18 protein-coding genes and 1 tRNA gene are annotated in these 17,014 nt (G+C 41.4%); 7 read left to right on the top strand and 12 right to left on the bottom strand.

All coding sequences use genetic code 11. The features are described 5' to 3' along the window. Nucleotides 1-125: 125 nt before the first annotated feature. Nucleotides 126-833 (top strand): DNA alkylation repair protein, encoded by a 708-nt coding sequence (locus FKV42_RS02015; protein WP_154808555.1) that lies wholly within the window; start codon nucleotides 126-128, stop codon nucleotides 831-833. A gap of 91 nt (nucleotides 834-924) precedes the next feature. On the opposite strand, the gene FKV42_RS02020 is transcribed toward FKV42_RS02015, so the two are convergent. Both FKV42_RS02020 and FKV42_RS02025 read right to left on the bottom strand, forming a co-directional pair. Beyond that, entirely contained in the window at nucleotides 925-1,209 is a 285-nt protein-coding gene (locus tag FKV42_RS02020) for a DUF3303 domain-containing protein (protein ID WP_154808556.1), read from the bottom strand. A gap of 84 nt (nucleotides 1,210-1,293) precedes the next feature. After that, a complete protein-coding gene (locus tag FKV42_RS02025) occupies nucleotides 1,294-2,355 on the bottom strand; it encodes a GNAT family N-acetyltransferase (RefSeq protein WP_154808557.1) in 1,062 nt (353 codons plus the stop codon). Between the two features lie 382 nt (nucleotides 2,356-2,737). On the opposite strand from FKV42_RS02025, the gene FKV42_RS02030 reads away from it, so the two are divergent. Continuing rightward, a complete protein-coding gene (locus FKV42_RS02030; RefSeq protein ID WP_154808558.1) occupies nucleotides 2,738-3,460 on the top strand; it encodes a flavodoxin family protein in 723 nt (240 codons plus the stop codon). A gap of 56 nt (nucleotides 3,461-3,516) precedes the next feature. On the opposite strand, the gene nth is transcribed toward FKV42_RS02030, so the two are convergent. The 6 genes from nth to dusB form a co-directional block, all read right to left on the bottom strand. Next, nucleotides 3,517-4,170, bottom strand: a complete 654-nt coding sequence (nth, locus tag FKV42_RS02035; protein ID WP_154808559.1) for an endonuclease III — start codon at nucleotides 4,168-4,170, stop codon at nucleotides 3,517-3,519. Nucleotides 4,171-4,454: 284 nt separating this feature from the next. Continuing rightward, nucleotides 4,455-5,330: a pyruvate synthase subunit PorB gene (gene porB, locus FKV42_RS02040; protein WP_154808560.1), complete on the bottom strand. Its 876-nt coding sequence runs from the start codon at nucleotides 5,328-5,330 to the stop codon at nucleotides 4,455-4,457. Continuing rightward, nucleotides 5,327-6,541, bottom strand: coding sequence for a pyruvate synthase subunit PorA (porA, locus tag FKV42_RS02045; protein WP_154808561.1), 1,215 nt, complete (start codon nucleotides 6,539-6,541; stop codon nucleotides 5,327-5,329). Before porA ends, porB begins: the two co-directional genes overlap by 4 nt. Next, entirely contained in the window at nucleotides 6,542-6,802 is a 261-nt protein-coding gene (gene porD / locus FKV42_RS02050) for a pyruvate synthase subunit PorD (RefSeq protein WP_154808562.1), read from the bottom strand. Then, nucleotides 6,799-7,347 (bottom strand): pyruvate ferredoxin oxidoreductase subunit gamma, encoded by a 549-nt coding sequence (locus FKV42_RS02055; RefSeq protein WP_154808563.1) that lies wholly within the window; start codon nucleotides 7,345-7,347, stop codon nucleotides 6,799-6,801. Before FKV42_RS02055 ends, porD begins: the two co-directional genes overlap by 4 nt. Nucleotides 7,348-7,617: 270 nt before the next feature. Next, a complete protein-coding gene (gene dusB / locus FKV42_RS02060) occupies nucleotides 7,618-8,574 on the bottom strand; it encodes a tRNA dihydrouridine synthase DusB (protein ID WP_154808564.1) in 957 nt (318 codons plus the stop codon). A 128-nt stretch (nucleotides 8,575-8,702) separates the two neighbouring features. Here dusB and FKV42_RS02065 point away from each other — a divergent pair, with 128 nt between their 5' ends. The 3 genes from FKV42_RS02065 (at nucleotide 8,703) to FKV42_RS02075 (ending at nucleotide 10,533) form a co-directional block, all read left to right on the top strand. Next, nucleotides 8,703-9,239, top strand: coding sequence for an AAA family ATPase (locus tag FKV42_RS02065; protein WP_154808565.1), 537 nt, complete (start codon nucleotides 8,703-8,705; stop codon nucleotides 9,237-9,239). Between the two features lie 74 nt (nucleotides 9,240-9,313). Beyond that, nucleotides 9,314-9,757: an RNA-binding domain-containing protein gene (locus FKV42_RS02070; protein WP_154808566.1), complete on the top strand. Its 444-nt coding sequence runs from the start codon at nucleotides 9,314-9,316 to the stop codon at nucleotides 9,755-9,757. A gap of 2 nt (nucleotides 9,758-9,759) precedes the next feature. Beyond that, entirely contained in the window at nucleotides 9,760-10,533 is a 774-nt protein-coding gene (locus FKV42_RS02075) for a sugar phosphate isomerase/epimerase family protein (RefSeq protein WP_154808567.1), read from the top strand. Between the two features lie 54 nt (nucleotides 10,534-10,587). Here the strand turns inward: FKV42_RS02075 and FKV42_RS02080 are convergent, their stop codons facing one another. The 4 genes from FKV42_RS02080 to FKV42_RS02095 all read right to left on the bottom strand — a co-directional run bounded on the left by FKV42_RS02080 (nucleotide 10,588) and on the right by FKV42_RS02095 (nucleotide 14,121). After that, nucleotides 10,588-10,758, bottom strand: coding sequence for a ribbon-helix-helix domain-containing protein (locus FKV42_RS02080; protein ID WP_154808568.1), 171 nt, complete (start codon nucleotides 10,756-10,758; stop codon nucleotides 10,588-10,590). Nucleotides 10,759-10,854: 96 nt separating this feature from the next. Then, a tRNA-Lys gene (locus FKV42_RS02085) sits at nucleotides 10,855-10,928 on the bottom strand. An 84-nt stretch (nucleotides 10,929-11,012) separates the two neighbouring features. Next, on the bottom strand, nucleotides 11,013-12,848 hold the full coding sequence (locus tag FKV42_RS02090; RefSeq protein ID WP_154808623.1) for an ATP-binding protein: 1,836 nt from the start codon (nucleotides 12,846-12,848) through the stop codon (nucleotides 11,013-11,015). Then, nucleotides 12,838-14,121 (bottom strand): DNA double-strand break repair nuclease NurA, encoded by a 1,284-nt coding sequence (locus tag FKV42_RS02095; RefSeq protein WP_154808569.1) that lies wholly within the window; start codon nucleotides 14,119-14,121, stop codon nucleotides 12,838-12,840. Before FKV42_RS02095 ends, FKV42_RS02090 begins: the two co-directional genes overlap by 11 nt. A 310-nt stretch (nucleotides 14,122-14,431) precedes the next feature. Between FKV42_RS02095 and FKV42_RS02100 the strand changes: the two genes are divergently transcribed. Together FKV42_RS02100 and FKV42_RS02105 are read left to right on the top strand one after the other, a co-directional pair. Continuing rightward, nucleotides 14,432-16,363 carry a sodium:solute symporter family protein gene (locus FKV42_RS02100; RefSeq protein ID WP_154808570.1) on the top strand — a complete coding sequence of 644 codons (1,932 nt, stop codon included), beginning with the start codon at nucleotides 14,432-14,434 and terminating at the stop codon, nucleotides 16,361-16,363. A 227-nt stretch (nucleotides 16,364-16,590) separates the two neighbouring features. Further along, nucleotides 16,591-16,896 carry a hypothetical protein gene (locus FKV42_RS02105; protein WP_154808571.1) on the top strand — a complete coding sequence of 102 codons (306 nt, stop codon included), beginning with the start codon at nucleotides 16,591-16,593 and terminating at the stop codon, nucleotides 16,894-16,896. Nucleotides 16,897-17,014 lie beyond the last annotated feature (118 nt).

Below are 17,014 nucleotides of genomic sequence, written 5' to 3' on the forward strand. Positions count from 1 at the left end.
CTTTAAATTATCAGGTAAAAAAGATTTGGGTTATGTATTTCAAAGTCCTTTTGTCAATTTTAATTTTATCACAATACTTCATTCACACCATCAAAATTATCTCCCAATCCACCCAATAAAACCCCATGAACCCCATAATTTCCCAACTCCGAGCCGAACTCGAACAAAACTCAGACGAAGAAGCCAGAGCAAGCTCAAACCGCTTCTTCAAAGAAGAAATAAAATGCTATGGCATGAAAACTCCGGTTGCCAGAAAAATAGCAAAAACATACTACAAACAAGTATCCGGCAAAAGCAAGCAGGAGATATTTTCTCTATGTGAAGAACTCCTGAGTTCTGATTACATGGAGGAAGCGTTCATTGCATTCGAATGGTCGTACAACCTGAGAAAGCAGTACAAACCTGATGATTTTTCTATGTTTGAGAGATGGGTTGGGGATTATGTCAACAACTGGGCGAAATGCGATACTCTCTGCAATCACACCATAGGTACATTCATCGACATGTATCCTCAGTATATTGATTCACTCAAAAAATGGACAGCTTCTGAAAATCGCTGGTACAGGCGTGCTGCTGCGGTAACGCTCGTTTTAGCGGCTCGCAGGGGAGAGTTTCTGGATGATGTTTTTGAGATTGCTGATATGCTGCTGACTGATGAGGATGATCTGGTTCAGAAAGGGTACGGGTGGATGCTCAAGGAAGCGAGCAAGCAGCACCAGCAGGAAGTATTTGACTACGTGGTGGCGAACAGGAAAGTCATGCCAAGGACAGCGCTCAGGTATGCTATTGAGAAAATGCCCAAGGAATTGAGAGCTAAGGCGATGGAAAAATAGTAACTTAAAATCAGTTCAAGTCTCAGTTTTTGTTTTCTTCTCTATAAAAAAGAATCCTGACAGGAATGTCAGGTTAGCTTTTCTCTAATAACTAGGCCTTTGACATTTCTTCTTCCATCTTTTCGCCAATCTCAATGGCTTCCTGCGGAGTCATTATTGGAATAGTCTCAAGTTTCATGATGTCTCTGAATGGGAATGCAGACCTTGCATATGCTTCTGCATTTTCAAGTTCATAAACTATGAAGACTCTGCATGATGAGATGTCGAACCACTCTGATATTACATTGTAGCCTTTTGGATATTCCCATGTTTCATATCGACTGTGAACTTCCTGATTATCTTTTATATCCCACGTACATATATCCATAAATCGCATTTTCCACCCTCCTTTTGATTTTCTCTTTTTGTAGTAACATTATACTGTGTGTAATTCCGATTTTTCAACTCATAAATCAGTTAATCAGAGTACAAAATCCCTGAAATCAGGATAAATTAACTCGAATTTTCTGTCTTCCCCATCAAGTGATTTTTGATAAAAGCCCCATTTTTCAACAAACGGTTTGAATCTCTGAAGAACAGGGAAAAGAGGATCATCTGAGAAAAACATCGCAGCGATAGAGATACTTTCTAAGTCAAGGGTAGCATTATTCATGTAATTTATCAGATTCTCCATTGCATCCGGTGCTTCAGGCACAAAAGCATAGTCAACCATTGTTTGATTTGTGAAAAACTCATTTTCAGCAGGAATTTTTGGAACATTGGTGAAATGTTTAAGGAAATTTAACAAAGCTCCATAGATCTTCATAGAAGCAGGTTCCTTTGTATAGCACATTCTGTAAATAGTACTTACATCCCATAGTCCTGCACATGCTACTATTTTCTCTCCCGAAAGTGCTATCCATAATTTATCCAATCCATATCCGGGAACTCTCTTAATATGAGCTTCAAAGCTTTCAGGAGTATATGGTACAAAGTTTGCCCATCCCTCATGGTATTCATTAAGGAGATTTACAATATCTGGAATATCCTCATTGTCTGCAAGTCGGATTGAAAAATCATCCGAAACATTGCGCTGCTTATAAGTAAAGAATGCATTTAACTGCATTTCATTGACAATTTCATATCCTAACTTTTTGCACAAAGCATTCGAAGCATCATTCTCTTCAAAAACATAACCATATGCGTAAGAAGCTCCATTCTCTCTCAGATCATCCTCGGCTTTCGTCATAAGTTCAGTAGCAATCCCATGCTTCTGGAATTGTGGATGAACTGCTATTTCAATGAGATAACCATATTTAGTTCCGTTTACATCTTCTTTCAGTGTCCACCCAATCCATCCTGCAGTCCGATCATTTTCCACAGCAACATAGATTTTCCAGTTGTCATACATATCGTATCTGGCTACTGCATTAGGACTTTTGTCCGCGCTTTCAGCTATTTTGTCATTTCCATGAGGACATAATTTCTCAATTTCCAGCAGATCGCTGTTATCCTCTTCAACGAAAGGTCTCAGTAGTGTCATAAGTAACCCCCATTACTTTCTTGTGAGACCCGGATGTGCTTTTTAAGGTCTCACATTCTTTCAAATATAAAAATCGAGATGAAAGACCCAGAATTTTCAATATACTTAATATTCTTTTATTTAAGTATTAATAAGTTACGCAATGTTTTCCTGGTAAAATAATGCCGTCACATACTGAAAATCTCTGCAAGTTATAATACTTTATACAGAAAACATTATATTAGGAAAAGTATTTTTATAAATGGGGTTAATTTTTGGTGCAACGTCAGGCAAACATCTGATTTCTGTATTTTTTGAGGTATAACGACTTTCCATTTTGCTAATTACGTATTCACCTCTCCCTAACCTAAATTTGTAGTAATGAAATAGGTGATGATAGGAAATGAAAGTCTTAGCAATAAATTCCAGTCCCAAAATGGAAAATGGCAACACTGCGATGATACTGAATCCATTTCTTGAAGGAATGAAAGAAAAAGGAGCTGATGTAGACCTTTTCTACACACAAAAGATGAATGTAAAATCGTGTACCGGTGAGTATAATTGTTGGTATAAGACTCCCGGGGAATGCTACATAGATGATGATATGAAATTGATTTATCCAAAAGTACCCGAAGCCGATGTATTCGTATTTGCTTCTCCTCTCTATGTCGATTATGTTAACGGTTCAATGAAAAATGTAATCGATCGTATGCTTCCAAGAGTAGAACCTTTCATGGAACTGCGAGATGGTCGTTGCCGACATCTCATACGTGGTCCTGCAAAAGAACGTAAGATGGTACTGGTTTCTAATTGTGGCTTCTGGGAAATGGAGAATTTTGATCCTCTGGTCATTCAAATGGAAGCTTTCTGTAAGAATGCATCATTTGATTATGCCGGAGCCTTACTTCGTCCACACGGTATACTAATGCCAGGTTTGATGGAGATGGGAATGTCCTTAGATGATGTATTTGAAGCTGCAAAGGATGCAGGCAGGCAACTTGCATCTGAAGGTAAGATGTCACAGGAAACTCTCAACATTGTGTCTCGTCCTCTTATTCCACTTGATATGTATCTCCAGCAAATAAACCAATACAATCAACAGCAGCTAGATTTGCTGGAAAAGTAATTATGAATACTGCTCTTTAACAGCAAAATAAAAGCTGTTAAAGAGTTTTTAAATCTTCAAACTTCACTCGAAGGACACAATTTGTTCACAACACAAACACCGCACTTAGGTCTCCTTGCGATACACACGTTCCTTCCGTGCAATATCAAAGTCATGGAAAGGTTCTCAAGGTCTTCCTTCTTTGCAAGTTCCATCAGGTCGAGTTCTATCTTCCCTGGGTCACTGTTCTGGGTGAGGCCGAGTTTCTGTGATAGCCGTGTAACGTGTGTATCCACTGCGATCCCCTCTATGATGTTATAACCTCTGGCAAGGACTATGTTGGCTGTCTTCCTGCCAACACCGGGAAGTTTCAGGAGTTCTTCCATTGTATCAGGCACTTTTCCACCGAATTCTGTAAGAATGAGCTGTGCACTTCCAATTATGTGCTTTGCCTTCTGGTGGTAGAATCCCGTGGTGTAGATGTCTTTTCCAAGTTCATTGATGTCGGCATTGGCAAAATCCTCCACGCTACTGTATTTTTTGAAGAGAACCTGTGTGACCTTGTTCACCTGCTTATCTGTGCACTGGGCCGAAAGTATCGTTGCTATAAGCAGTTCCAGCGGATTCTTGAAATGGAGCATCGGCTCGGCATCTGGATACTCCCCCTGCAGAAGTTTGAATACATGATTGAAATTTTCAGTATTGTCAGGTACAGGAGGTATTGTGGCCATGGGCAGGATTACGGTACGATACTTTTTAGCTTTATTGTTAACCCCAGTGTTTCCACTCGAACTAAAAATAATAGCAAGAACAATATTTTCTCAAGAATAATTAAATCTCAATATATTGCTATTAATACAATTCAGCTTAATAAATATGAGATGTGTATCTACGTACACTGACATGTCCAGTATGTTATCTGAAAAGGCTATAGTTATTACCTCAAAAAGGATTATTGGAATATAAGGATTACGGATAAGAAACGTACTAAAAAAGAGAAAGAAGAGATACGGGTTTAGAGCCCGTAAACTTCAATGTTCTTGTCAGCGATAGCCTGGATCTTTGCGATCTCTTCTTCTCCACCTTCCATGGAGAAAAGATGCCTGAAACGGCGCTGCATCTTGAGGTAGTCCTCTACAGGCTTGATGTTCTTGCCGAGCTTCCTGACCTTTGTGACCTCGCCGTCCTCCATCTCATAGAGTGGCCACAGACCGGTATTAACTGCCATCTTTGCAACTTCTACTGTCTTTGAGGTGTCAAATCCCCATCCGGTTGTACATGGAGCATGTGCGTGGATGTAAGTTGGACCTTCAATTTCAGTTGCTTTCTTGACTTTGTTGATCATATCCTTTGGGTATCCAATGGAGGTTGTTGCAACGTATGGTGAACCGTGTGCAGCTATGATAGCTGGCATGTTCTTCTTTGGTCTTGGGTTACCAAAAGAAACTTTTCCTGCAGGGCTTGTTGTGGTTGATGCGTCGAATGGTGTTGCACCACTTCTCTGCACACCGGTGTTCATGTAAGCCTCATTGTCAATACAGACATAAGTGAGGTCATGTCCTCTCTCAAAGGCACCTGAAATGGAGCGCATACCGATATCAAGCGATGCACCGTCTCCACCCATAACAACTATCTTTGTGTTTCCTTTCTTGCCGAGTGCCTTAAGGGCAGCTTCAACACCTGAACCTACTGCAGCTGCATTCTCGAAAAGTGAGTGTACCCATGGTACTTCCCATGAAGTTTCAGGGAACGGGGTAGTCATAACTTCAAGACATCCGGTAGGGTTGACGACAATACAGTCTTCTCCGGCGCCCATAAGTGTGAACTTTGCAGCCATTGCGTCACAGCAACCTGCACATCCTCTGTGTCCCGGGGCTAACAATGATTTCATATCAGTTCCTCCTTCACATCGGTAAACTGGCTTTCGATCTTAATACCTGTCTTCATGACCTCTGTCGCTTCATCGATGATCTTCTCGATGGTATCGATCTTGATGTCACGTCCACCGTGGCCGATCATATATCCTACTACAGGTACTCTGATGTCTGTGTTGTAGAGTGAGGACTTTGTTTCGGTGAAGAGTGCACCTTCGTTAAGTCCGAGTGAAATGTTCTTGTCAAGTACGACAACAACCTTTGCATCCTTGAGTACATTTGTGATAGCTTCAACAGGGAATGGTCTGAATGATCTGACCTTGAGAAGACCTACCTTTACATTCCTGTCCCTGAGTTTATCAATGACGTCTTTAATGGTTCCGACAATGGATCCCATTGCCATGATGATGATATCTGCATCGTCTGTTCGATACTCGTCAATAAGTCCTCCGTAGTATCTTCCGTATACGTCGTAGAATTCATTTGCTACATCCTCTATTTTCTTAAGAGCTTTCTGCATTGCCTGCTCCTGCAGGTACCTGAACTCTGTGTAGTAGTTAGGGTCTGCGAATGCACCGAAACTCAGTGGGTTCTTTGGATCAAGAATGTTCTCTGGTTCGTAAGCAGGCAGGAATTCATCAGTAAGGTCCTGTTCAAGAAGTACGACAGGTTCGTAAACGTGTGAAAGGATAAAACCGTCCATACAGGTCATTGCAGGCATCAGAATATCCTTATCCTCTGCAATCTTGTATGCCTGTGCGGTCATATCTGAGATTTCCTGGATGTTTTCTGCATAGATCTGTATCCATCCTGTGTCTCTCTGGGAAATAGCATCCTGATGGTCATTCCAGATGCTGATTGGTGCACTGACTGCCCTGTTTGCAATGGTCATTACAACAGGAAGTCTCATACCGGATACGTTGAAAAGTACCTCGTGCATGAGTTCAAGACCCTGTGAGGTTGTTGCAGAGTAACATCTTGCTCCTGCAGCTGAAGAACCGACAAGTGCTGAGAGTGCTGAGAACTCAGATTCTACATTGATGTATTCACAGTTTGGTATTTCACCGTCTGCCATGAATTGTGAGAGATCCTCAACAATGTGGGTCTGTGGTGTAATTGGGTATGCTGAAATTACGTTTGGCCTGCAGACTTTTACAGCATGTGCGACTGCATATGAACCTTCGACAACAACCATCTTGCTTTTATCAAGTTTGTTTTCCGGTGTCATTTACTTCTCCTCCAGAACCATTGTGATTGCGTCCTTTGGACATTCGTTTGCACAGATTCCACATCCCTTGCAGAAATCATAGTCAAACTCAAAGAACCCATCGTCTTTTGGATGTATTGAACTATCAGGGCAAAGGAGTTCACATAATTTACATTTAATACATTTTTCGTAATCGTAAACCGGCTTAAAAGTTCTCCATCCACCAGTCTTGTTTACTCTGGTTGTGCCTGCTTCGCAGACTCCACCTGGAAGAATCTTCATTTCTTAGCCTCCTTCATCATCTTGTATGCTTCCTGGATAGCTTCAGCGTTCCTTTCTCCTACCTTACCAGGGAACCTTTCCTTTACAGCATCCATAATTGATTTTGGCTCGATTTCGCCTGTTGCCCCTGCAAAAGCGCCCAAAAGGACGGTGTTAACGATAGGTCTTCCAATAATGTCCAATGCGATCTTTGTTGCGTTGACAGTCATTATCTTTGCCTTGGTGTCAAGGTTAAACTTGTCAGCATCAAAGTCACTGTTAATGATAAGTATGCCATCTTCCTTGAGACCGCTCGCAACGTCGACCACTTCAAGGAGTGTAGGATCCTGTACAATAACGTAATCAGGTTCGTAGATCTGGTTTCTGAGCCTGATTGGTTCATTGTTGATCCTTGTGAATGCCTGGACCGGTGCTCCCCTTCTTTCTACACCAAATGCGGGGAAGGCCTGGCTGAATTTACCATCTGCAAAAGCAGCAACGGCGAGAAGCTCAGCAGCTGTGACAGAGCCCTGCCCACCTCGACCGTGTATGCGTATTTCTTTCATCTAGAATTCTCCATAAACCATGTGTAATAATAGATATAACAAATCAATCCGATTTTCATGTACGTTTTTATCGGTAAACATCGCGCGTACAGTGTCGAAAATAGATACTAAAAAGCATCAAATTTTTCGTCAACTGACGTTAAATGCAATGTTTAATTGTGTAGAATCGATTAATTACTATTTAGTCTTTCGGTAATTTACACCGTTAATGTGCTGGATATTAATAAAAATACACATATTAAAGTCGCTTAAATTACTATATAAATAGTATCAATCGGCATGTTTGCACATTTCATCCAAACTTTGAATAATTTCAGCGATAGTTTTTGAGCTGGCAATACTTCTCCTTATATGTCTGCCATTTCTCATCCCACGGGTGAACCATTGTGCTTGCGCCTTTATGTTGACAGTATGCATCAAATCATATTCATCTAAAAGACCAAAATACTCTCTCAGGTCTGCAATTCTCTGGCTGCATTCATTATATTCCAGCATATCCCCGGTTTCAAGGTAGTGAGAAATTCTCCTGAAAAGAAAAGGGTTACCCATTGCAGCTCTGCCAATCATTATACCATCGCATTCAGTATAATCCAACACCTGCTGGGCTGATGTTTCATCAATAATATCACCGTTAGCAATAACAGGAATACCGAGTTCCTGTTTAATACTTTTCACGTATGAATGGTCAGCTTTTCCGGAATACTGTTGCTGCCTTGTCCTTCCATGAACTGTCAAAGCATCTGCTCCTGCATCTTCTATCAGGTGTGCGATTTCCAGAGTTTTTTCCATGTCTTCAAGAATGCGTATCTTTGCGGTCACAGCAGTTGACAGGTTGTCTACAAGTCCTGTAACTATTTCATGAATAAGATCAGGCGACCTTAGAAGTGCAGATCCGCAGCCGTCTTTTGTCAGGAGTCTTGCAGGACATCCAAAATTGATGTCTATTATCTCAGGCTGGTAGATCTCTTCTATCTTAAGAGCCGCTTCTGTCATATTTTCAGCAGAGTTACCAAAAATCTGAATCCCAAGAGGCCGTTCTTCTTCACAGCTCATTCCCCGGTTAATGCTTTTCTCATTTTCATAGATGACCGCATCCGCGCTTATCATTTCAGAATATGTAAGTGATGCACCGTATTTTTTGCACATGAGACGGAACGGCAGGTTTGTCACATTGGACATTGGTGCAAGCAGGATATTTCCGGGAATCTTGATGTCAGCAATTTTCATGGGAATTGTCCTATCGAAGGGTATACTAATATATAAGTAGGATGTATGGAAAAATCTATTAAAATCACCAGAAATTGAGTTTTTACACTTATCCTTTACTAACTTAATAAAAGAAGACAGGTTCATCTATGACTAAGATTTTAGCTTTTGTTGGAATGCCGGCCTCAGGCAAATCAGAGGCAGCATCTGTTCTGCGCCAGGAAGGTATTACTGTTATCAATATGGGAGATGTCATCAGGGAAGAGGTTGTACGCAGAGGACTTGAGCCAACCGATGTCAACACCGGCGGTGTGGGCACTGACCTGCGTGAAAAGGAAGGCAGGGACGCTGTTGCAAAGAGATGTATCCCAAAGATCCAGGCTGCAAATGAAGACTTTATCGGAATCGATGGTGTTCGCAGCGTTCCTGAAGTTGAAAGGTTCAAAGAAGCCTTTGGTTCAGATTTTACTCTCGTTTCCGTGGATTCTCCTCTTGAGATAAGGTTTGAGCGTGTGCTTGCACGTAAGAGAAGCGATGACATGAAGGATATAAGTGAGCTTAAAGTAAGGGATGAGCGTGAACTTGGCTGGGGAATGGGTGAAGCAATGGAAATTGCAGACGTTGTTGTTGAGAACAATGACACCCTTGATGAGTTCAGGGACAAGATCATGGCACTTGTGAAGTAAGGAACAATTATAAGGGATAGTTTTTAGAAATAATTCCGTAAAAACTTGCAGTAATATTCGGCAGGAAAGTTACCATGATAAAAGTTACAGTTTCAGCAGTCGTGAATCCAACAGAGAGCAAGGACAAAGTCTTCTCAGCTCTGGAGCAGCTTTTCCCTGAGATTGATTTTGATTGCGAGGAAAGCTCAGAGTACAGCGGGAAATTCACCGGTGAGAGCGACATCTATGCGCTGAAAAAGATTCACTTCCAGATAAGAGAGGAGGAGATTATTGACACTTCACGCACAAGACTTAATGTCGGTCGGTCAGAGGACGGACTGTCAACTTCTTTTATCATCAGCAAGCAGGTTGCAAGTGTCGGTCGCCTGAATTATCCTGCACAGGAAGAAACACTTGGTTCTATCAATGTCACCGTAACAGCCGATAATGAAGGAGAAATGCAAAGGTTCTTCGACTGGCTGACACCACCAACAGAAGATGGTGTTCCTGATTTTGAAATGGATATAAGGGATGTTTAAATATGAATATCAGGAACCTGAGTTTTTCATCACGTGCAGTTTTGGAGGACCCTTTTAAGTGGGCTTACAGCCTTGAAGATGTCGGGTACACTGGCTGGGAGATAGTTCAGGAGGGTTCACAGTGCCTGACAGAAGATAATCTTCCAAAGGTCATGGATATCAAGGAAACCACTAACCTGAAACTAAGCATGCACCTTCCTTTTTCAGATATGAACCTTGCAGGCCTGAATCCCGGTATTCACGGAGAGGTCATGAGGCAGATGAAACATTACCTCAGTATGGCATCAGGTTTTGTTGAAGTGGCTGTGCTGCATCCGGGTTACCTGTCTCCATACGGTTCCAAATTGCCTGAAAAGGCATGGGATACATGTATAGAGTCAATTCAAATCCTCTGTGAACACTCGGCAGATATGGGAATTACAATAGCCGTTGAGAACATGCCCAATTTCCCAAAGATATTTGGTCGCTATCCCGACGAGATGCTGGATATACTTGAACAGACGGATAGGGCTAATGTGGGTATGACCCTTGATGTTGGACATGCTAACACCATGGGACTTCTGGATGAGTTTGTGGAAAAGTGCAAGGATAAACTCTCACACATGCATATCCATGACAACAACGGAGCACACGACGAACATCTTCCAATAGGACAGGGCAATATCGACTGGAAAAAGCTTATGGAAAGCCTGTCCGGTTACAAGGGACTCATGGTCACCGAAATGGGAAGTGTCGACGAAGGCAGGCAGTGTATTGAGTATTTGAAAAGTCTCTGAGCACTAATCTGAAAAGTGTCGTTTAGACACAAAATTAAAATCAATTTTTTAAATTTACTCGTCCAGCCTGCCATGCCTGCGGTCTATATCGTCAAGCTGGTCCAGCATCTTCCGCAGAGCTGTCCTTATGGCATCGGCCTGTGTAACGAACTTCTTATTGTCACCTACGTGCTGGTTCAAGTCATCAAGAAGTTCCTGGGGGATATCAACACTCACTTTTGGCATGGTTTCACCTTTGAGACGAAGATAGATTAATCTGATGGCATTTAATCTTTTAGAAGTATCAGAAGAATTAGAACAATTAAAAGAGATTGTAAAATGCGAGCCGGAAGGGAGTTGAACCCCTGGCCTACGGATTAAGAGTCCGTCGCTCTGCCTGGCTAAGCTACCGGCCCGCGTTGTCATGCTCAGTTGAGCGAGACACCCATACGTACTAGCTTCATATATACGTTTCGGTAAAAAGCAGTTTGACATGAAAATCAAACATGCTTCACAACACACCTTGAGAGTCCCATTATCTCAACCATATCACTATTATCAGGACTCTGCACGATCATCTGTCCTTTTTTCAGGTAAGGAATACGCTTCTCAAATTCTTTTTTAACCTTCATTGTGCTGATTGCCGCATCGTTACTGAGATTAAGAATTATGCGCGTGTTGATCTGCTTGAAGATGGTATCATCAATATCCTGTGGGTCCTGAGTTATAAGGAAAAGTCCCAGTCCTTCCTTTCTTCCCTGGCGAGCAGCATCAGCGAATTTGGAGATGAGTCTCCTTGAATGTTCTCCCCCTGCCTTTGCAAGATAGCGGTGAGCTTCATCAAGTCCCAGGATTATCGGAGTTTCCTTGACAGCAGCTTCTCCTGATTCAGTTATTGAGGTTTTTAGCTTATTGTCCACTATAGTACTCATCAAAGTGAGAGTAATAATGTCACGTATGCGTGAGTTAGTGATATACTCGGTAGGGAAAACACTAATCTGTCCCGGTTTGAATATCTGTTCGAGAATCTCACTTATTGGTCTTGCAGGCTGATCAAACACCCTGGCAAGAGCACGGTTCTTTACTCTGCGCACGATACCGTCATAGGATGATTCGTGTATCTTGCCGCTATCAACATATTTTCCTCTGCTATCTTCGTTGTCGATAAAGTCCATGAAACCGCTGTAAGTGTGCTGTCCGGTTTTCTTGAAGTAATCCTCAAGCAGTAGGTCAACTCCTACATACTGCAATTCGGTCATGCCTACTGGTGCTATGAGCCACGAGTTTTCCTTTACCATTTCAAAAGGAATTGTGAACTCTATTTGCTCTGCTCTGGACCTCCCAGTGTAGGCTTCACCATTAATTTTTGCAACAAAAGTCTTGGTGTTCTTGCAGGCACCAAAATTAACTTTTTCAGCCCTGAATTTGAAATCGTCATCATCTGTGATCTCAGGATTGTCTTCAAAAAGCTGAGAATACTCGTCCTGCGGGTCCATAATCACAAGACATGGATTTCTCCTTTCCTCAGAACCACGGAGTTTGTAACGGTTATTCTCACTCATGAACTGGCGCAGCAGGTTCTTTGTCAGAAAAGTCTTTCCCGTACCCGTACTTCCGCAGACCAGCATATGCCTGAAAATCAAAGGGTCACCCATTGAATAGTCATTTCTCAGGTAATATGGAACTGTAGGAGGAACCGCATGTGTCTTGACAAGTTCTCCACCAACGCTCAGGTGTCCCATGAAGATTCCTTCCTCCGGAATATTGAGCCCTGTCTGTATCTTCTTTTTATCAGTTACAGGAAAAATGGGAGTATTTGGACGTGGAATCCTGTCGCTCATTCTCCTGTCAAGGATTCCCTTTCCCCTTGGTTCGTATAGGATGCAGATTGGGTCAAGATAAGCCAGAAACTTGTAGTCAACCTCATCTGTTGTATTGGATTGCAGCATCCTGCGTGAGTGAATCTCAGTTGCATCGTCAACAGCATATTCCTGCAGGTACTGGAGTTTCCATATTCTTGCGAACAGGTCTTCATCTCCGTATGGAACCATGACATAGGTTCCAAGTCTCACTTTCTGGCGGTGTGATGTTGTAATATATCCGGTAATTCTTGCTCCGGCTTCTGTGATCTCTAGCGGGTCTATTCCTGTGGTGATTATACCGAATGCATCATCTGAAACTCCATTTGGATTTTGTCCTTTGCTATCATTTTCAAATGTTAGCTCCTCAAAATCATCTTCTTCCTTTGTACTCATTTTTTCGTCAGTTGCCGGAATCTCAATATCCAGCTCATCGTCCATGTCGCCTGCAAAAGAAAGTATGTCCTTATCTCTCATTCTTTTCATCCCATCTTATGCTGTTATAATTAGTATCAATTTTTGAATTCCTGAATCTGTCAATGATATTTTTCCTTTCAGACACCGGTATCTTTGCTATTGAATCAGCTTTTGAAAGTGTCTTTGGTATTCCGTTAAGTGCCAGGTCATAGAGCACTTTTCTTGTCATCCGGTTTCTCAGTTCTTCGTTCTTCACAAGTCCGTAAGGTGATTCGATTTTAAAAATTGTGTTAAGCTTTGGGACATATGCCATGAAGAAACTGAGCGCATAATCCTCTGCATCGAATTTGCTGCTGGCAAGTTCAGCTACAAGAGGTGATGTTGATTTCAACATCTTTTCATAGAACTGGTTTGGCTGCATGAACCAGTTAGTGTAAGTGATATATTTCTCAGCTTCCCGCCTTTTCATCCCGGTCCTTTCAAGCGAAAGTGCGTTCTTGAAGAACTGTGCATCCACAAGCCACGGGAGGTCAAGTTCAGGTTCCTGCTTCCTCAGTGCCAGCATAATTTGCATGTCCTCAGGGTTCTTTACAAAACCCACCAGAGGCTTCATATTCTCAATATGATGGTCCATTATGTCGATGTAATTCTGAATGATCTTCCTGCTGCTGGGGTCGATGCTAATGTCCACGTCTTCGGAATTCACCACCATCCAGTACATTATCCTTTTAGGATAAATGGGACCATCCATTATGAAAAAATCATCCTTCCCGATGCTGTCAAGCATCCAGAGTATGTGCTCTGACTCTGAAAGATAGAGAGCAATATCATGTAAAATATCAGTGACCTTTTTATTGAGCAGTCCGGGTTGTACTCGAACTATTTTCATTCTCCCGCAACCTCTGTCAAAAGATTCCCAGTTGTGGCTGGTATTAAGATAGACCTTATCACTCAGAGTATAAGCTGCTGCAACAATTGTCCTTTTGCTGTGAATATCAAGGTCAGTAGGTGTACATGCCATTGCACAATGGCAGAAATCGATGTATAGTCCATTATCAAATGTCTTGGCAGTGGTACTTCCACTGTCGCATGAGTAGGAGACAGGATACGGGTCTTCAGACTGCAGCATTCTCTCTATGCTAGCTTTTCCACGTCTGACAGGTCCTATTGACCTTAAAACTACTTTATCGTTGAATTCAAGTTTCCTGAGCCTATCAAGTATATTCCTCACTTTTTCATTATCATCGCTGTCGTTCTCATCTTTTTTGAAACATTTATCGATGCGGTCGACGATTTCATGTATCTCTTTTATGTGAACCGGCTCAAGGGTCATGCTAGGAAATAGTATCTGAATGATAATATTATTTTGGATTGAGCATTGAATTGAGTATTAATTGTAGTTATTCATGTGAAAAAAATCTCATTTTCTTAACTCAACTTAATTTTGTATCCTGGAATAATTCAGCTAAAATAGATATCAACAGATTATGTTTAATTAGAATTAGTAAATAAAATTGACTAAACATAAAGTACATTTTTTGAAAACCCTTATATACTTACCATAATAAGAGTAGTAATTACATATATAAAGGCCTTCGATAGTTTCTGTCGGAGTCTATTAATCATTATTAGAGGTAGTTATTATGGAAAGTTATCAGATATTCCTTATATTAATGGCAGTCTATTTGCTTGGACTGATAGGTATAGGATTATATTTCACAAAAAAACAGAAGTCTGTAACTGATTTCTGGCTTGCGGGCCGTAAAATCAGTGCAATTGGTATTGGTTTTTCAGCAGCATCTTCATGGATGACAGCCGGTGGAATTCTATCGGTCATTGCTCTTTACATGCTGCTTGGAATGGGTTCCATCTGGGACTTTGTAGCCCCGAACATTCTTGCATTGCTTTTGATCGCACTGCTTGTAGGTAAGATAAAACACCTGCCTGCAATCACACAGCCTGAACTGCTTGAACAGAGATTCAGCAGTTCAATACGTGCACCGGTTGCCATTGTTATCGCAATCGTAATGGCTCTTTTCGCTGTTGCGGATATCAAAGGTTTCTCACTTGTACTCAGCATATTCTTTGGTCTTGAACCGATCTATGCAGCAGCAATTGTGGCCCTTGCAATCTCAGTTTACGTAACACTCGGAGGTTTCTCAGCAGTTATCTGGACCGATATGATACAGTTCATCATGCTTGCTACATTCTCACTTATCATCGCATTTGTGCTTGTGGGTGCAGCAACAACAGGCACTGCGGATACATCTGCCATGACAAGTTCAGATCTATTTGGTGATGTGCCTTCCGGGTGGTGGAACCCAATATCTGTTGGTGTTCCGGCAGTCCTGATTGCTATCTTTGCTATTATTCCAGGATGGATCACAGAGCAGGATCCATGGCAAAGAATATGGGCAGCTAAGGATGAAAAATCCGCAAGGAACGGTATGATACTTGGTTCATTCCTGATCTTTTTGATCTTCGGAGTTGCATGTACAGCAATAGCCATTAGTCTCAATCATATCTATCCTGAGATCCCGGCTTCATTTGCAGAGATAGGAATGGGTGCAATGGCTGATGCAGAACCAGCTCTTCTTGTATACATTGTAAGCTCACTTTCACCAGTAGCAGTCGGTCTTTGTGCTGTTGGTCTTGCAGCAGCTGCAATGTCTTCTGCCGATACTTTTGCAACTTCAGGTGGTTCATGTATTTCACGTGACATTTACCAGAGATACATAAAACCTGATGCAACGATGAAACAGATGATGACAATAAACAGGATCAGTGTTCTCATTATTGTAGCACTGGCAACTGTTCTTTCATTCTACATTGACAGTATTATCGATGTAATTCACATTGCAACTTTCATCGCCAGTGCAGCCTACTTCTTCCCTCTTATGGGCGGTTTGTACTGGAAGCGTGCAACAAAGCAAGGTGCTCTTGCAGGACTTATTGTTGGTGCAGTAGTACAGATTGGACTGACAGCCGTTGATCTTGCAAACACCCCTCCATTTGCATTACCTTACCTTACAACCTTGCATCCGGTACTTTCAAACCATGGAGTTATTTTAGGAATGCTTCTTAGTGGAGTAGCTTTCTTTGGTGTGTCACTGGCAACAAAACCATCTGATACTGTAAACCTTGCTCCGTTCTTTGCAGACGAGGCAGAGAAACTTGAGAAGGAGGCTATGGTTGTTGATGAGTCTGATCCGGAATACAAGAAGCTTGTCAAGGTTATTGAAAAGGAAGTTACAGGAGACCGTGCAATTGTCAAACTCAATTTGGAAGCATCTGCAACAATTAACTGGGACAAGTTTGTAAATGAACTCAAGAACATTCACCCATCCTGGGTAACTCCAACAGGCAGGAATTCTGTGTACAGGCTCACCAGGGCTGATATGCTTTCCTGTGTTTCACTTACCCGTGGAGACAGTGAAAAGGAGATATGGTTTGCAGCAGAGCCAATGGCAGCTGACATAGATTTGAGTGAAAAGGAATTCCTTATTGCTTTCAAACAGGCTGCAGAGGCATTTGCAAACATTGGATTGTTGTTGACATTGCCAGCAGAAAATTAAATCTAAAATAAGAACTTTGAGCTTCGGTATTTTTATCCGAAGCAATTATTTTTTTCTAACAGATTGATTTATTCTTTTATTGTACATTATGTATTATTTTTTTCTCAATTATTGAGTTTATTTCAAAAATCAGCATCTTCTGTAAATATTAACTTCGTATATATTAAATAATTATAATTACCAAAACTATATCTAACGTTACTCTAATATGTTTTATTGTGGTACCAATGGAATTAAAAAACCCTATATTAGATATTGAAATGACCGAAGATAACAGGGAACAGCTTACTTCCCTGAAGAAGGGCTTTGAAGAGCTCAATGCAGAAGAAAAGATTGATGTAATCGATTTCCAGAATATAATGCTGCAAAAAGTTTCCAAACACCGTGAAATGTATGGAATGCCAGGTAGCAGCCAAGCTCCAAAAAGAGATGCAGATGAGATTATTTCTCACATGTCATCTAAATCCATGGATTATTCCCAGATGTGCATCAATTATTACGTGTCAAAGATCTCTGCTACTATCAAAAAGTAACTGACTTTTACTCAGTTTCATTTCCTTTTTTTGTTATTTCCATTTCAGTAGCTTACTTGCCGCTGTAAACTCAGTTTCTACGAGCTGCACTCAAAACTTATAAGTTAAATACAGGCTA

This window comes from Methanolobus vulcani (assembly GCF_006546655.1).
Lineage (GTDB): Archaea > Halobacteriota > Methanosarcinia > Methanosarcinales > Methanosarcinaceae > Methanolobus > Methanolobus vulcani_A.

Coding starts and splice junctions, on each gene's coding strand:
- FKV42_RS02015 (WP_154808555.1), top strand. CDS start 126: ATGAACCCCATAATTTCCCAACTCCGAGCCGAACTCGAACAAAACTCA.
- FKV42_RS02020 (WP_154808556.1), bottom strand. CDS start 1,209: ATGCGATTTATGGATATATGTACGTGGGATATAAAAGATAATCAGGAA.
- FKV42_RS02025 (WP_154808557.1), bottom strand. CDS start 2,355: ATGACACTACTGAGACCTTTCGTTGAAGAGGATAACAGCGATCTGCTG.
- FKV42_RS02030 (WP_154808558.1), top strand. CDS start 2,738: ATGAAAGTCTTAGCAATAAATTCCAGTCCCAAAATGGAAAATGGCAAC.
- nth (WP_154808559.1), bottom strand. CDS start 4,170: ATGGCCACAATACCTCCTGTACCTGACAATACTGAAAATTTCAATCAT.
- porB (WP_154808560.1), bottom strand. CDS start 5,330: ATGAAATCATTGTTAGCCCCGGGACACAGAGGATGTGCAGGTTGCTGT.
- porA (WP_154808561.1), bottom strand. CDS start 6,541: ATGACACCGGAAAACAAACTTGATAAAAGCAAGATGGTTGTTGTCGAA.
- porD (WP_154808562.1), bottom strand. CDS start 6,802: ATGAAGATTCTTCCAGGTGGAGTCTGCGAAGCAGGCACAACCAGAGTA.
- FKV42_RS02055 (WP_154808563.1), bottom strand. CDS start 7,347: ATGAAAGAAATACGCATACACGGTCGAGGTGGGCAGGGCTCTGTCACA.
- dusB (WP_154808564.1), bottom strand. CDS start 8,574: ATGAAAATTGCTGACATCAAGATTCCCGGAAATATCCTGCTTGCACCA.
- FKV42_RS02065 (WP_154808565.1), top strand. CDS start 8,703: ATGACTAAGATTTTAGCTTTTGTTGGAATGCCGGCCTCAGGCAAATCA.
- FKV42_RS02070 (WP_154808566.1), top strand. CDS start 9,314: ATGATAAAAGTTACAGTTTCAGCAGTCGTGAATCCAACAGAGAGCAAG.
- FKV42_RS02075 (WP_154808567.1), top strand. CDS start 9,760: ATGAATATCAGGAACCTGAGTTTTTCATCACGTGCAGTTTTGGAGGAC.
- FKV42_RS02080 (WP_154808568.1), bottom strand. CDS start 10,758: ATGCCAAAAGTGAGTGTTGATATCCCCCAGGAACTTCTTGATGACTTG.
- FKV42_RS02090 (WP_154808623.1), bottom strand. CDS start 12,848: ATGAGAGATAAGGACATACTTTCTTTTGCAGGCGACATGGACGATGAG.
- FKV42_RS02095 (WP_154808569.1), bottom strand. CDS start 14,121: ATGACCCTTGAGCCGGTTCACATAAAAGAGATACATGAAATCGTCGAC.
- FKV42_RS02100 (WP_154808570.1), top strand. CDS start 14,432: ATGGAAAGTTATCAGATATTCCTTATATTAATGGCAGTCTATTTGCTT.
- FKV42_RS02105 (WP_154808571.1), top strand. CDS start 16,591: ATGGAATTAAAAAACCCTATATTAGATATTGAAATGACCGAAGATAAC.